We start from the raw sequence: 17,965 nt of genomic DNA, 5'->3' as shown, positions 1-17,965 counted from the left end.
TTAAAAACTGAACGAGGAGCTTCTCAGCTGTTGTACTTCTCCCTGAATTGCAGCCATGGCCTCTTGTTCAGTCTGATTAAATAAGCTGATCTGATTTAGCAGCGTATCCGGATTCTTTACGATTTCATCGCTAATTAATCGGACATGCTCGATTGCGCGACCAATCGTTTCTTTCTTGAATAACGAGGTTGCATATTCGAAGGTCATTTCGATGCCGCTCTCAGTCTCATAAGCTTTTAAAGTAAGGTCGAACTTGGATATATTGGAGTCCGTTCGGACGTGCTTGAGCAAAAGTCCGTCTAATGCGATTGCCGGAACTTCTTCCAGGCCCGACATATCCAGCATGACATCGAACAAAGGATTTCGGCCCGGCTCCCTGCGAACGTTTAGCTTGTCGATCAATTCTTCCAGCTGGAAGTTCTGGTGGTCATACGCGCGCAGCGCCGTGTTCCTGACCTGCTCCAGGTAGGCGCGGTACGTGATCCCGCCCTGCGGACGGGTTCGCAGCGCCAGCGTGTTCACAAACATCCCGACGACCGGCTGCAAATCTGCATGCGACCTTCCCGCGACCGGCATCCCGACAACGATGTCCTCCTGTCCGCTGTACTTCGACAGTAAGATCGTGAACACCGACAGCAGCATCATAGTCATCGTGCTTTCGTGTTCCTTCGCCACCGTGCGCAAGCCTCGCGTCGCTTCTTCTCCCAGCGCGAACCGGATTTTCTCGCCCTCGAAGCCCGGTACTGCCTTTCGCTCATAGTCATGCCTCAGCGTCAGCGCCGGCACCCCGTCCCCAAATTCCCGCAGCCAGTACGCTTCTTCCTTCTCCAGCTCGCCTGAGCGCAGCTGCTTGTTGTGCCAGGCGGCAAAATCCTTGTACTGCAGACGCGGCTCCTCCAGCTGCTCCCCGTTGTACAGCATGACGAATTCCTTCATCAGGATGCTCACCGAAAAGCCGTCCGCAATAATATGATGCATGTCGATCAGCAGGTACGTTTTCCCTTCGCTTCTTGTCAGCTCTGCCCGCAGCAGCGGCGCTTGCTCCAGATCGAACGGCTGCACAAACCGCGCGGCCGCTTTCTTGATGCTCAGGCCTTCGTCCACTTGCAGCGACAGCTTCAAGATCAGCTCCGCTTCGACTCGCTGCACAATCTCCCCGTCCTGGATTGCAAAGCTCGTCCGCAGCACCTCGTGCCGCTGCACGAGCGCTTGCAGCGCAGCTTCGATGCGGGCCGGGTCTACCTTCCCTTCCAGCTCGTATACGCCGGGCATGTTATAGGCCGTGCTCTGCTTGTCCAGCTGCTGCACCGTATACATCCGTTTTTGCGCTGACGACGCTTCGTAACACGCCTGCTCCTCGCAGCGTTCGATTCTCGCAAAGCCGTTTCTTGTCAAGCCGCTTCCTGTTACGTCCCGAGTCAGGCTTTGCTCGATGTACTCCCCGAGCTCCCGGATCGTCGGGCGCTGGAACAGCTCCCGCAGCGGTATCTTGACTTGCAGCTGCTTGTGGATTTCGCCCGCCATCACCGTTGCCTTCAGCGAATGTCCGCCCAGATCGAAGAAATGGTCATGCACGCCGACCGCTTCGGCATGCAGCACCTGGCTCCAGATGCGCGCCAGCGTTTCTTCAGTCTCATTGCGCGGCGCTTCATACTCGCCGCCTGCCCGCGAAACCGGGTCCGGCGCAGGCAGCGCTTTGCGGTTCACCTTGCCGTTATTCGTCAGCGGAATACTGTCCAGCTCCACGAACCAGCTCGGGATCATGTAGGCCGGCAGGCCTTCCTTCAAGTGCCGCTTCAGCTCAGTCTGGTCGATGGCCGCACCTTCACGGCCGACCACGTACGCGCACAGCTCCTGCTGCCCCTCGACTTCTCTTGCGATCACTACGGCTTCTTTGACCGCGTCATGCCGCGCCAGCCGGGTCTCGATCTCGCCCAGCTCAATCCGGTGGCCACGGATTTTCACCTGGTTGTCGATCCTGCCCAGGAATTCAATCTCTCCGTTTGGCAGCCAGCGTGCCAAGTCGCCCGTCCGGTACATCCGCTGCCCCTCGACAAACGGATGCTTCCCAAATTTCTCCGCCGTCAATTCCTCGCGGCCCCAGTATCCCCGCGCTACGCCTTCGCCTGCAATGCACAGCTCTCCTGGCACCCCAATCGGAGCCAGCCCGCCATGCCTATCCATCATAAAAATGTGTGTGTTCCCGATCGGTCCGCCGATCGTCAAGCCGACTTCCTCTCCCCGCATGTGCTTGGCGGTCGACCAGATCGTCGTTTCCGTCGGACCGTATACGTTATATACGTTCAGCTGTTCGTAGGAGCGAAGCTGCTGCCACAGCGCCGCCGGCAGCTCTTCTCCTCCGACCAGCACGGTATCCAAACCGCTGAGCGCTTGTGCAAACGCCGGCTCCTCCAGCAGCAGCTTGAACCGGGACGGCGTGGTTTGCATCGTCTGCACCTGCTGCTTGGCAAGCAAAGCCGCCAGCGCAGCACCGTCGTTGCCCTCTTCTTCGCTCGTCAGGACCACCTTCATGCCATGCGTCAGCGGGACGAGCGTCTCCAGCCCAAAAATATCGAAGGAGATGGTGGTCAGGCAAAGGATGCTATCGCAGCGGTCCAGCTCCGTTGCGCGAACAATCGCATGAATGAAATTGTTCACCTGCCGGTGTTCAACCATGACGCCCTTCGGATTGCCGGTGGAACCGGATGTGTAGAGGATATATGCCAGTTGGTCGCTCGACTTCTGGAAGTCTAGGTTTCCGCTTTCCCCTGGCCCTTCGTACAGCGCCGCATCGGAGATGTCCAGCACACGGCCAGTAAAGACCAGTCTTCCGGGCAAATCTCCGGCAGCTTTTTCGTCCGCCTTCTCAGACGCATTCCCTATAAGCCCGCTAGCGAGCTTATCAGATGTCGCCAGCACGCGGATTTGCGCATCCTCCAGCATGTACGCGATCCGCTCCTTCGGATGGCTCGGATCGATGGGCACATACGCGCCGCCTGCTTTGAGAATGGCCAGAACGCCGACAATCATCTCCAGCGATCGTTCGATCAGGAGCCCGACTCTCGTTTCTGCGCTCACTCCTTCGCTTTGCAGTACGCGCGCGAGCCGGTTCGCCTTCTCGTTGAGTTCGCGGTAGGTCAAGCTGGTGTCGTCAAACACCACGGCGACCCGATTCGGCTCCGCCTCAGCCTGCTCCTCAAACAATTGCTGCAGCATTTTCTCTCTCGGATAGTCCATTTCCGTATCGTTAAACACATGCCGCAACAGATACTGTTCCGCTTGGGTCATGACATCAATTCCGGATAGCTGCTCCTCGGGATTTCGTATAAGGCGACTCAGCAGTTCCTTGTAGGCAAGGCCGATCCGATTGACGGTGTCCGCGCGAAACAGTCGGGTGCAGTATTCGATGTTGTACTGAATAGTTTTCTCTTGCTCCACGGCAAGCAGGGATACATCGAATTTGGATATGCCCCCGTCAACCGGAACCAGCTTCAGGGAAGCTCCCGAGGCTGCAGCTGCACGCACGGCATCGTCATAGCTCATGCTGAACATGACATCAAATAACGGATTTCTGCCAAGATCACGCTTCACCTCAACCTGTTCCAACAGCTCTTCAAATGGATAGTTTTGGTTCTCGTAGGCAAGCAGCGAATGTTCCTTGACTTGCTCCAAGAATTCAATGAATCGTAATTCGCCTGCTGGCTTATTGCGCAACGGCAGCGTATTGACGAACATCCCTATCAGATTTTGCAGATCGGCATGAGGCCTTCCGGCTACCGGGATTCCAATGATAATATCTTCCTGGCCGCTGTATTTGGATAACAAAATGTAGAAAGCCGATAAAAGAACCATTTGCAAGGTAGCGCCTGTTGTCCGGGCAAGTTCTCTCAAACCCTCGGTCAATGTTTCATCCAACGAATAGTTTAATACGCTCCCCTCAAAGCTTTGCATAGCAGGCCGTTTGAAGTCGTAAGGCAAGCTTAATACCGGGAGTTCATCCTGGAATTGCCCGACCCAGTAAGCTTCCTGCTTTCTCATGGCATCGAATTGGAAAAGCTTGTTCTGCCACGCCGCAAAGTCTTTGTATTGAATGCGGAGCGGTTCCAACGGCTTTCCATGGCATACATCCAAAAATTGCTTCATTAACAGCCGGATGGAAACTCCGTCACTGATGATATGGTGCATATCCGCCCATAAATACGTTCTGCCTCCGCTTGTAACGAGCGCTGCGCGGAACAAAGGCGCTTTCTCCATATCGAAGGGCCGTACGAATGCCTGGAACCCGGCTTCCAAGTCTTGTTCGACATTAAGCTGCCGTTCAAGCTTAAATTCGATTTCAGGCTGTATTCGCTGCACAATACGGCCGTCTAGACTGTGGAAGGAAGTTCTCAGCGCCTCATGTCTTCGAACGAGCGCCTGAAACGCTTCTTCGATACGCTGGGCATCCAGTTCACCGCCTACTTCTAACATGACGGGCATATTGTAGACGGTCCCTTGTTCAAGCTGCTGAATCAGGTACATCCGTCTTTGGGCAGAAGAAGTCTCATAGAACGGCTGCGGATCACATGGTGGAATCGATTTATACAGATTTTGCTCGCTGTTCTCGATATATCGACTCATCGCTTCAATCGTCTGGCCTTGAAACAACTCTTTAAGCGGAACTTCGACGTTCAGTTCTTTGTGGATTTTGCTAATGAGCACGGTCGCTTTCAAAGAGTGGCCTCCCAGGTCGAAGAAGCTATCCCGAATGCCAACTCGCTCCACACTCAGCACTTCGCGCCACACTTCGGCCAGCTTTGCCTCGGTCTCCGTTCTGGGCGCTTCGTATTCCCCTTCCACAGTTCCGCTTAAATCCGGCTCCGGCAGTGCGCTGCGGTTTAATTTCCCGTTCCTCGTCAGCGGCATCCGCTCCAGCAAAGTGACAGTTGATGGGACCATGTAAGAAGGAAGATTTTCCTTCAAGTAGCTGCGAAGCTCAAGGGCTGTCACATCGCCGTTTCCTACCGCATAAGCGGCCAATACCTTCTCGCCCTTCGCACTTTCCCGGCATAAGACGGCGGCTTCCTTCACCTGCGGATGCTGTTGCAGCTTCGCTTCGATTTCTTCCGGCTCGATCCGGTACCCCCGAATTTTCACCTGATTGTCGATGCGGCCAAGGAATATGATTTCTCCGTTTGCAGTCCACTTCGCCAAGTCGCCGGTCCGGTACATCCGCTCTCCCGGTACAAAAGGATGATCCGTGAACTTCGCGGCACTTAACTCGTTCCTGTTCAAATAGCTCCGTGCCAGCCCGGCCCCTGCGACGCATAGCTCTCCGGCAACTCCGACCGGCAGCAGCTTTCCGTGAGGGTCTACAATGTACACCTGTTGATTGGGCAGCGGCTTGCCGATCACTCCACGTATGCGTTCAGATGGCTTTCGCGGAATCATACCCGCCACACATCCTATGGTGGCTTCCGTCGGTCCGTAGTGGTTCATTAACTGAATCCGTCCGAGACGATCAAACTCGTACATTTGCTCAATATCCTTCAGGCTCACCGGCTCGCCGCCTAGGATAATCAGACGCAAACGGCTCTTTTCCGCCAGCCGCTCTACGCCTTCTCCCTGCAGAAGAAGATGGAATAGCGAAGGCGTCATCTTCACATAGGTGCAGTGCTCGGCTGCATACGAAACAAGTGCGTTCGGGTCTTTATAGGTCTCCTCTGTGAGCATATGCAGCGGAATGCCGCTGACAAGCGCGGTATAGATCGCAGTATAACCAAGGTCGAAGGCGTAGGAAGACAGCAAAGCCGTCGAATCATCCTGCCGAATCTCAGCTTTCTCAATCATGCCGAAGCAGTAGTTAACTAAGCTGGAATGCTGAATTTGAACGCCCTTCGATTGGCCCGTCGTGCCTGACGTATAAATGACGTAAGCCAAGCTTGATGGATGGTGGACCATCTCCGGATTGCCGCTATCTCCGGAAAGCAAATTCGGATCGTTCAAATGAAGGACAAGCCCGCCAAAGCCGGTATGCCGGTTCGCATCCACACCGGCTGTCACCAGAATCTGAACGGCTGCATCGGCCAGCATAAAGTCGATCCGTTCTCCCGGATGGTTCGGATCAATAGGCAGATAAGCGGCTCCCGACTTCAGAATGCCCAAAATGCCAATGATCAGCTCAAGGGAAGGCTCCGCCATTAAGCCGACAATCGTGTCAACCCCTGCCCCCCTCGTCCGCAGCGTTCGCGCCAGCTGGTTGGACTTCTCGTTCAGCTCGCGGTAAGTCAACTGCCGGCTGCCGAACACAACCGCAAGCTGATCAGGCTTGGTTGCTGCCTGAGCTTCGAACAATTGCGTAAACGTCAAATCCTGCGGATAATTCACCTTCGTTTCATTGAAGTTATGAAGAATAAACTGTTTCTCTTTTTCATTCGGCAGCTCGAGCTCTGAAACCTGAATTTCCGCATGGGCGGCCACTGTCTCGATCACATGGGTAAAATATCGCTGAATAGCTTCTACATCTTCCAGACTATAAACGGCTTCGTTATAAGTAAACGAAACGTCCAGTTTTTCGCTTGGAATGATCTTCACATTGAAATCAAAATTCGTTTGCTCATGCCCATCAAAATCCTGAACGCTAAAGCCCAGCTTTTCGCGGAAATCCGCGCTTCTGAAGCTCTCATCGACGTAATAGTTCTGGAACGTAATCTTGTTGTGAATCAGTTTGTCTTTTAATGCGCTGGCGGCTTGAATCTCCGCCAACGGATAATAATCAAATTCGGCAGATTGTAACGCTTGCTGCTGGACGGCTTGCAGCAGGTCGACAAACCGGCTTTCCGTGCTGCTTTGGACGCGCACCGGAATCGTATTGATCAATAGGCCGACGATTTCGTCCACTCCGTCCAGACCCGCGTTCCGGCCGGAAACAACGCAGCCGAAAACAACATCAGACGAATAGTTCAGTTTTTGAAGCAGTACGCCCCAGACGGCTTGGATGATTGTGTTCATTGTCGTTTGAGTGCGTTGGGCGATTTGCTGTAGAAGTTCCGTTTGGACGCTGCCGATCTGGAAGTCCAACCGGCCCCATACATACTCGCTTCCGCCTGATTTCCCTGATTCGGGAAGCTTGGCCGTGGACTCGTACGCTTCTAGGCAGGACTCCCAGTATGCCTTTGCTTTCGCATGATCCTGCCGCTTCAGCCAGCGGATGTATTCGACGTGCCGCTTGGGCTTGAGAACAGGCAAAGGCTCTCCATGTTTGAGCTTGGCATACAAATCGAAAAATTCCTTCAGTAAGATCCAGGTGCTCCATCCGTCAATCAGCACATGATGCGAACTCCAAATGACTTTATACTGCTGAGAGGCAAGCCTAAGCACGGACAGCCTAAATAGGAGATCTTCGCTTAACGAAAATACGTTGGTCCGGTCTTCCAGCTCAAATTGCCGGATGCGCTCTTGCCGGGCTTCCTCGTTCAAATGTGATAAATCTTCGAAATAAACATTCGTTTGGCGCTCAGCGAGCACGAGCTGTCTTGGCCGCTCGAGTCGAAGGTGAACGAACACGGATCGTAGCAAATCGTAACGCTCCACCAACTTGCTGAAGCTTTTTCCCACCAGCTCCAGGTCAAGCTGCCCATGAATCATGTAGCTCGTTTGTTCAAAATAGGCGGCAGATCGACGGTCTAACAGCGAAAGGAATAGCATGCCTTCCTGCATCGGAGACAGCGGATAAACATCGGCTATTTTCAGGCGGTTGTCTACCTCATATTTCTTTTGCAGCATGCGAAGCTCGTCCCAAGTCAAGGAAGGATCCGAAAAATCGGATGGCGTGTATTGAGGCGATGCCTGCCGTTTGCAATGATAGATAATCTCCAGCAACCGATTCTTAAAGCCGCTCCCCAGTTGAAGCATAGTGCTCTCGTTGTACCTTCTCGTATTGTATGAGAACGTGAAGCTCAACTGCTGGCCAGCCATCATCCCGTTAATATCGATTTCGTGAACTCGTTCACCTTCCAGGCTCATGCTGTTTCCAGGCGATAAGCGGGACAACTCGAACAAATCATTATTCAGCTCGCCGTCAAACTGACCCAAGTAATTAAAGCTGATTTGCGGTTCAGCCAGCTTCCATGCCCGGCTGCCGTCCATGTATCGGAGAATGCCGAAGCCGACTCCTTTGTTCGGTACGCGCCGCAGCGTTTCTTTGACCTGCATGATCGACTCGGATAACTCCTGCTCCTTCATGGTAAGAACCAAGGGATATTGTGCCGTAAACCAGCCGATGGTCCGGCTTACATTCAGGCGGCTGACCGGCCCTACTCTTCCCTGAATTTCTCTTCCGTGCCCTTCTAGATTGATAAGAATTTGTTCTTCCGAAGTCCAATCACGAACGCATAAGCCCAAGGCCGTCAACAAAAGATCATTAATATCCGTGTTATATGCCCCATTCACATGCTTCAGCAAATCTTCGCTTTCTTCCTTGCTAAACTGCACCTGAATGTCATGGGCGTATTTGAGCTTATTGTCTTCCTCGGAACCTATCGAATCAAACGGCAATGGAAGGATGTCAGCTTTCTCAACCTGACTCCAATATGCCAGTTCTTCTTGCCAGGAAGGGGCATCAAGCTGCTCTTGCAAATAGGAGCCCCATTCCTGGAAGGAGTTCGTCTTCTCTTGGAACGTAATGGCTTCGCCATTCATGACCTGCCGGTATCCTACCGTAAAGTCCTCCAGCAAAATACGCCAAGATACGCCGTCGATGACCAGATGATGAATGGCTATCAGCAGGTGATCCCCTTCATCCGTGCGGAACAGCCCGAGCTGAACCAAAGGGCCTTCTTCCAGGTTGATGCTGCTTTGCAGTTTATTGCAGACGGTTTGGATTTGTAATTCATAGTCATCTTGACCGCGGTAATCATACATCCGTAAAGCAAAGAGTGATGAATCCTCTCCGATTCCCCGATTATATTGGACAATCCGTTCGTCATCGCGACGATACACCATTCGAAGAGCGTCATGATGGATGACAAGCTGCCGGAAAACTTGCCGAATCGCAAGCTCCTGAAACTGATTTTGACTGAAAAGCATGACAGCCTGGTTCCAGTGATGGCGGTCAGTCAAGTCTCTATCAAAGAACATCCTCTGAATGGGAATAAGCTCTGCCTGGCCAACGACCGTTTCTTGATTGACAGAAAGCTCATTTTTCTTCATTTTGGCCGCCAAAGCGCCCAAGGTCCCGTCCTCGAAAATTTGCTTTACATCCAATTTATAACCGTACTTTTGAAGCTTGGACACAATACGAATCGCCTTGATCGAATCTCCACCCAGATCGAAGAAATTCGCGCTGATCCCTACCGACTTTGCCCGAAGAACATCGCTGCAAACCTCAACCAATCTTTCTTCGGCTTCATTGCGCGGTGCTTCGTACTCGCTCTCCGTCATCGCATGAATGTCCGGAGCCGGGAGCGATTTGCGGTCGATTTTGCCGTTCGGTGACAGCGGGAATTGTTCCAGGATAACGAAAGCCGAAGGAACCATGTATACAGGAAGCTTCTGACGCAGCTCATTGCGCCACTGTGCCCGCCATTTTCCCAGGTGAAGCTCCTTTGCCGCATCCTGTATATCAGCAACCACATAGGCGATAAGCAGTTCATGCTCCGGTTGATCGCCTGACACCATCACATACGCGTCCCTAACGTTCTCTACTTCTCGCAGTGCCGCTTCGATTTCAGCCGGCTCGATCCGGTAGCCGCGCAGCTTAACCTGGTGATCGATTCGGCCCAAGTATTCAATCGTGCCGTCCGGCATATATCTCGCCAGGTCTCCGGTGCGGTATAGCACGCTAGCCCGGTCTTCTCCGTAAGGGTTGACCACGAATTTCTCAGCGGTAAGCTCCGGATCGCCGATATATCCGCCCCCGACCTGTACTCCGGCAATGCACAGCTCGCCAGGTAAACCGATAGGAACAAGTCCGAGCTCCGGATTCACCAGGTAAGTTCGTGTTCCAGGTACCGGACGGCCAATCGGCACCGGCTTTCCAGCCAAGGCCGGCAAGTCGGTCAGACGGCTATAAACCGTTACGTCTGTGCATTCCGTAGGCCCGTACGTATTGACTACTTCGGCCCGGCAGAGGGCAGATGCTGCCCAAGGGACAAGCTTATCGGCGGCAATCGGCTCTCCGCCAAGAAAAACGTACCGAAGCGAGCCTAAGCTTCGGTAATCCTCTACCGCCGTTTCGTCCAGAAGCGGATAAAAGGCGATAGGAGTTCCATTGATTAGTGTAATGTTGTGTCGCTTTACCAGAGAGACGACCTCGCTCGCCACGTAAGGACCCGAGGAAAGCAGCACCAATTGTCCACCCGTTACAAGCGGAGCAAACAAGCTTTTTTGCGTAAGGTCGAAGCTCGGCGACGAAATTAACAGCAAACGGTCCGATTCCGACATTCCGAACTCGCCGGTATACCAGTGCAGCAGGTTTGCAAAGCCGGACCGGAAAACGGACGCTCCTTTCGGTTTCCCTGTTGAGCCTGACGTATAGATCACGTACATCAGATGCTCATCTGTCGCCTCACTGCAGGGGTTGTGTTCCGGCTCCTTGTCTAACCCGATCTCAGCATCATCCAGACAAACGATCCGCAAGTCTTCTGTCTGAGGCAACTTTGCCGCCCAATCAGTCGTAGTCACGATCGTCTTCAAGCCGGCACGCTCCGTCATGTACCCGAGCCGTTCTTGCGGAAGCGCCGGGTCAAGCGGCACATAAGCGCCGCCGGCCTTCAGCACGGATAGCAATGCGGCAGCGAGCTCGACGCTGCGCTCCAGGCAGACGCCGACCAGCGTGTTTGGGCCGACACCCTGCGATTGCAGCCGGTGTGCCAGCCGGTTCGCTTTCACATTCAGCTCCTGGTACGTGAGCCGATTCTCTCCCGAGATGACAGCGATCTGATCCGGCGTGCGGCTCGCTTGCTCCTCGAATCGTTCGTGGATCATTCGCTTGCTCGAACGATCCGGTTCAAACCCGCTGAACTGTTGAAGTATCGTCTTCTTCTCAGCAAGACCGATCATCTCGATCTGTGAAATACGCGGGCTGCTGTTGCGGCCAATATGCCGCAGAATCTCGGAATAATGCTCTGCCATTCTTTCAGCCGTTTGCTCTTGAAACAGCTTGGTGCAAAATTCAAGGCTTACTTCCAGTCCGCTCCCCGTTTCCAGCACATGTAAATTAAGATCGAACTTGGCGATGGGACTGTTCATTTTACACGGCTTCAGTATAAGTCCGCTTGACCCTGAATTCGCCTGCTCCGGCGTATGAACGCTATACATGTCAAACATGACATCAAATAGCGGGTTGCGGCTTCGATCTCTCGTCAGATTCAGCTTTTCCAATAGTAGATCAAACGGATAGCTCTCATGCTCATAGGCCTGCAGCGAGTTATCCTTAACTTCGTGTAAAAAATCGATAAAGTGCTTGTCTCCATGAGGACGGTTCCTCAAGGCTAGCGTATTGATAAACATCCCCATGACCGGTTGCAGCTCAGCTCTTGTCCGTCCTGCAGCAGGAACGCCAATTACAATATCTTCCTGGCCGCTGTATTTAGCCAACAGGATGTAGAAGGCGGATAGGAGAACTAGATGCAGCGTGCAGTCCTGATCCTTGGCGAGCTGGCGAAGCTGCTGGGTCGCCGGTTCCTCAATGTGGAAGCTGATCGTACTCCCATCAAAGCTCTGGACGGCAGGACGTGCATAATCGTAAGGGAGTTGCAATACCGGCACGTTATCCTGAAACTCATGCAGCCAATAGGACTCCATCGCTTTCATTTCTTCCGTACCGAGTCGCTGATTCTGCCACGCAGCATAATCCTTATATTGAATCCGCAGCGCGTGCAGTTCGGTTCCCTTATAGAGCTGAGCCAATTCATCCATAAATATCTGAAGGGATAGTCCATCGCAAATGATATGGTGCATATCGATCAGCAGGTAGTGCTCCCCTTGTGAAGACTTTACAAACTCCGCCCGGAAAAGCGGTGCCTGATTGAGATCAAACGGTCTGATAAAGTGCAGCGCAGCCGCACCCGAACCGGATTCGTGTTCCTCCCTAACCGTCAACTGCCATGCGACAGACGACTCGATGTGCTGCATGATCTCGCCATTCTGCGTTACAAAGGAAGTACGCAGCGCCTCGTGCCGGCTTACCAGCTTCTGCAGAGCCCGTTCTATACGAGCCGGGTCCGCATCCTCCCGCAATTGAAACACGCCAGGCATGTTGTATGCCGTACTTAAGGGGTCACGCTGCTGCACGGAATACAACCTTTTTTGAATGGACGATGTTTCATAAACATCCTGTTCCTTGCAAGGCTCAATCGGCGCATCATCAGCTTGGCTGGATGATTCGATCAAGGCGCTGAGCTCGCGAATTGTCGGTTTCTGGAACAACTGCTTTAAGGGGATTTTGACCTTGAAGGCGTTATGAATGTTACTAATTACCGCAGTCGCTTTTAAGGAATGTCCGCCAAGTTCAAAGAAGTTGTCGTTGATTCCGACGTTTTCCACGTCTAACGATTCGCTCCAGATCGAAGCCAGCTTTTGCTGAAGCGCGTTGTGCGGAGCCTCATATGCTGTTGTGACCAGCATCCGGACGTCCGGCTCCGGAAGAACGTTCCGGTTTATCTTTCCGTTGCTTGTCAGTGGAAGAACATCCAGCTGAACAAAGTACGAAGGAATCATGTAATCGGGCAAAGCTTGCTTGAGATGTGCCTTGATCCCAGGCAGATCAACTTCTGCATGGCTTACCAAATACGCACATAAGTACGTTTGCTGGTGTTTATCTTCCTTGGCCAGCACAACGGCATCTTCAATGTGAGGGTGGCTAAGCAAACGGTTTTCAATCTCGCCAAGTTCAATGCGGAAGCCTCTGATTTTCACTTGATGATCGATCCGCCCCAAATACTCCATTTCGCCGCTGGGCAGCATTCGGACTAAGTCGCCCGAACGGTAAATCCGTTCCCGCTCTTTGTACGGATGGTCCACAAACCGCATTTGGGTCAGCTCATCCCGGTGCAAATAACCTCTGGCAACACCCTCGCCGCCGACACATAGCTCGCCCGGTACGCCAACGGGTTGGATCTTCAAATGCTCGTCCATCACGTAGGTGGTCAGGGTAGGGATTGCTTTGCCGATATTGCTGATTCCGCTTGTAATTTCCTGCAACCCGATTTCCTTATAGGTCACATGAACGGTTGTTTCAGTAATTCCGTACATGTTGATTAACAGCGTGTTTGGATACTTCTCTTTCCACGGATGAAGCATTCTCGGCTTCAACGCTTCACCGCCGAAGATGATGTAGCGCAATTGGAGCTGCTCATCAGCTGTCTGTACCTCAAGGTTCAGTAAGTTATAGAAGGCGCTCGGCGTTTGGTTTAGGACCGTTACCCGTTCCTTTTTCAGCAAGGCCAAGTAGCTTTCGAAATCTTGTGTTGCAGACTCCGGCACAATGACCAGCTTGCCTCCATACAATAAAGCGCCGTACATCTCCCATACGGAAAAATCAAAGCAAATGGAATGAAAGTTCGTCCACACATCGTTCTCGGTAAAATCAAACGGCATATCATCGTTAAACAAAAGCCGAACGACCTGATTATGCTCGACCATCACGCCTTTGGGGTTCCCGGTCGTTCCTGATGTATAAATAATATAAGCCAGATCCCGGCTTTGATTGATAGCTTCCAATGGGGCAATAGACCAGCCGGAAATCTGTTCATCGTGCACGTCAACCGTAATCCCCGCAAATGACGCGCTGCTGGACAACTCGCCTGTTGTAATCAGGAAACCGAGCTTGGAATCCTGAAGCATATAGTCGATCCTGTCTTTCGGCAGCTTGATGTCGATCGGTAAATAGGCGCCTCCCGCCTTCAGCACAGCGAGTATAGCAACGATCATTTCTACGGAACGCTCCAGCATGATCCCTACGATCGTTTCCGCTTGCACACCTTGGCTTCTCAACCACGAGGCCAATTGATTCGACCGTTCTTCTAGCTGCCGATAGGACAACTGGACGTTCTCGTAAGCTACGGCAATGCGATCGGGAGTACGTCTTGCTTGTTCTTCGAACAACTGATGGATCGTTCGGTTTTCCGGATACGATACCCTTGTATTGTTTCTACCGTACAGCAGCTCATGCCTTTCTTCCACGCCGATCATTTCAAGCTCATGCAGCTTGCTGCCTGCATGCTGTACAAGCTGCTCAACCAGATTCCGCCAGTGCAGGGCCATCCGCTCCATCGTGTCCAATTGAAACAGATCCGTATTGAACTCGATATTGCAGAGATACGTTTCTTCCTCATACACTTCAAAAAAGAGATCGGCCTTCGAGCTTTCCGTCTTGATTTCCTGGCAGCGCAGATCGATCGTGGAGCCTTGAACCCGAGTTTGTTGACGATTTTGATACGTAAACAAAACATCAAACAAAGGATTGCGACTGATGTCCCTCGGAACTTGAAGCAAATTGAGCAAATCCTCAAACGGATATTCGGCATGCTCCAAGGCGTTTAATGTATTGATCTTAACTTCCTGCAAAAACTGACTCCATGTTTTCATCGAAACCGGAGCATTACGCATAGGAATCGTGTTCACAAACATTCCGATGATGTCTTGATGATCGATATGCTTCCTGCCCCAGGTCGCCGTGCCGATGACGATATCCTCTTGGCCCGTATATTTGGACAATAGCAAGGTGATGCAGGCCAGGAAGAACATATAGGGTGTCACATGATGCTCCCGGCATAAACGATTCACTTCGCGAGAAATTTCCTCAGAGAATGAAAATGAAAGGTGGCTTCCGTTGAACGTCTGGATCGACGGCCTGCGGAAATCGGTCCGAAGCTGAAGAACCGGAAGTTCATCCTGAAACACGCCAAGCCAGTATTGCTCCTGTTTGCGGGTTTCCTCTTCCGATCTGTACTGCTCGCACTCATAGACATAATCTTTGTACGAAACATGCAGCGAAGGCAGCTGTGACCCTTCATAAGCGGACAAGAGATCTTGAGCGAATATATCCGCGCTGGCTCCGTCAAAAACGATATGATGCGTGTTTACCAGCAGGACATGCCGGGTTTCCTCCAGCTTCAGCAGCTTCACGCGCAGTAGCGGAAAACGGTTCAAATCAAATGGCCGGACCCAGTTTGCCGCTTGTTCCTGGATATATCGCTTTGCTTCCTTGTTTGCCGGTTTCTCCTCCATAAGCAGTGGCAGCCGGAAGTCTGGAGCGATTTTCTGCAAAACCGTTCCATTCGCTTCTGCAAAGTAAGTCCTAAGCGATTCCTGCTTATCGATCACTTGATTCAAGGCATTCTCCAGAGCACGAACATTCAAGGAGCCCTCAATTTCGATCATAGCGACCAAATTGTAATTCAAGCTTTCCGGCTGGAGCTGATGAAGCGCATACAGCCGCTTTTGGGCGGAGGAAGCCGGGTAATGGTCTCGATGCTCCGACGGAAGATCAGCTCTGCCCGGCATCCCCCTCTCGACCGGAGTAGCGGAATCGAGCAATGCGGAAAGATGCTTGACCGTCGGTTGTTCGAACAAGCTTTTGATCTGAATGTTGATTTTGAACTCTTGCTGAATGACGGCGGCCAGCCTCATCGCCTTGATTGAATTTCCGCCCAGATGGAAAAAGTCGTCCTCGATGCCCGCTGTACTTACATTTAAAATCTCTTTCCAATGACGGAGTACTTGCTGTTCGGTTTGCGTGAGCTGCGAATCATATCCGATCGTTCGCGGATTCGCTCTGGATTCGATATCGTCCACTTGAATGAACTGCACCGGTATCATATAGGAGGGCAATGTGCCCCGTAACGCAGACACGATTTCGCCTGCATCTGTCAGCTGCTGTTCGGAAACGACATACGCCAGCAGCTCGGATTGTGCTTCGACATACTGGCATGACGCCTGTGCAATAAGCGAAATGCTTCTCAAGCTTTCCTCGATCACATGTAGGCTGACCCGCCGACCTTTGATCCAAAGCTCTTGCTCCTCTTCCCCCAGCACTTGCAGCTCGCCATTCTCCAGCCATCTTCCACGCAAATTCGTATGATAGAATTCGAGTTCCGTCGGTCCAACGTAGATTTCGCCTGCAATGCCAATTCCCGCATGCCGCATCTCCCGGTCGAGCACGAAAGCTTTAGCATCGCTGCCTGGTAGTATCCCGTAATCAGCAGGATTCAATTTTAATTGTGTGCATATATCATCATGTTTCATATCGGTATAATGCTCAAGGATCCGCTCGATCTCTTCCGAGGGAACCATTGCCAATTCGGTAACGGGTTCCACGCTATTGGAAATCCTTGCTTTCACCAATTGTTTGAAGTAGGCTGCCCATCTCGAAACCGTATCTTCCGACAGCAACCCTTTATTATAATCAAACCTTATGATAAGCTCGTTGCGGAACTCGAATAGGCTTACGAACAGATCATACTTGCTCCCGGCTATGGGAAGCGGAACGTATTCCATTTCGGTTTGATGGAAAGTCTCGTTGGAAAGCCCTCGAATAAGGTTAAACACAACGTTGTAGCTTTGCTCCGCATGCTTCTGGTGAAAGTATCCGACCTCTTCGATGAGCCTCACCGTTTCTTGCACTTTGTCAGAAAGCAGCTTTAGGTTATCAGATGCTTCCACACTCGTACGAATTCCTATCATTTCGACACAATTGCCTACCAAAGCTTCGGCGCCTATCAGATTTTGGCCTGCGAATGGGACGCCAAATGAAATGTCCCGGTTCCCGGTAATCTTGTGCAGGAATGCAAGGAACACCGATGTCATCGTGTTGAATAAGCTTGTGCGGTCTTGGGCCGATACTCTTCTTAATGCTTGGAGCGTCTGTCCGGGTTCCGAAAATTCGAGTCTTCCGCCTGTATACTGCTTCGTCCGTACATGGAAATCGGTTGCTACATCCATGTAAGGAGAGATTGAAGACAGCCTTCCATTTTCCTCCAATGGCTGCGATCCGTCACGTTGATAAGCCCCCATCCATTCCTGCCTAATGATCGGATAATGTCTGAATGGCACTGGCGTCTCAAGTAAGGGATTCGTACCGTGGCACAAACTGTTATAGATTTCAATGAGTTCGTTGAATAGAACCCCGATAGACCAACCGTCCGCGATCAAATGATGAATCACGAATACGAAAACGGAGACAGCATCCTTTTCCCGAATGAAAGCTGCGCGGAAAAGGGGTCCGGATAAATCGAATTCCTTGCGTATCACTTCATGTAGCAGGTTGTTGCAATGCGCTTGATCGCGTGCCGTCAAAGTTTCAACCTGAGCTGCGATCGTCTGGTGAACCGTTTGCGTTCTATGCTTCGCATCAATCGTACTTCTCAGTGCTTCATGCCGTCCGACAATCCGTTGAATGCTTTCCTGCAGTAAGTCTGGCCGAACATTACCAGTGATTCGGAATGCGAGCGCTTCGTTAAATGCGGCGCCGCTACCCGACATCTCCCCTTGCACCAGGATATTGACTTGCTCTTGGGACAAGGGAAGCTTAGACGTGTTGTACACGGATCGATTTGCCGCTTCGAAAGCGAGCATTTTGATTTGCTCTCGTCTTTGGTGAACCGTATCTTCATGTGCGGATACAAGCCCCTTCGGTTGATCGCAGGCTGCTGCAGCAGAGATTTCTGCATATGCTTTCACCGCAGCAGGCCCAGGCTTCGGATCTGAGACCTGTAAGTGATCTCGTGAAGTATTAACGATATGTAACGCTATGTGATGGAGATCCGTAAGCTCCTCATAAAGCTGGGAAAACGAGATATCAACGGTAAAATGACGGATTAGCGCGGCTTTGATTTTGGTAAAAACGATCGAGTCGATTCCGGTCTCCACCAAATTTTCATGAATGTCGATGTCTTCTTCTTTAAGCTTGGTAACGGCCGACACGATGTTGATTAGCCGGCTTATTGTTTCCTGGTAGGACGCAGTACTCATGAGGCATGACTCC

Annotated in this window: 1 protein-coding gene; it reads right to left on the bottom strand. The window is 51.9% G+C overall.

What is annotated here, in order from left to right; translation table 11 throughout:
* A complete protein-coding gene (locus tag GSF01_RS06900; RefSeq protein ID WP_159882307.1) occupies positions 1-17,952 on the bottom strand; it encodes a non-ribosomal peptide synthetase in 17,952 nt (5,983 codons plus the stop codon).
* Between the last annotated feature and the right edge of the window lie 13 nt (positions 17,953-17,965).

The organism is Paenibacillus puerhi (genome assembly GCF_009846885.1).
Taxonomy (GTDB): domain Bacteria; phylum Bacillota; class Bacilli; order Paenibacillales; family NBRC-103111; genus Paenibacillus_G; species Paenibacillus_G puerhi.
Note: the sequence above shows the minus strand (reverse complement) of the source record. Positions and strands in the feature narration are given on the sequence as shown.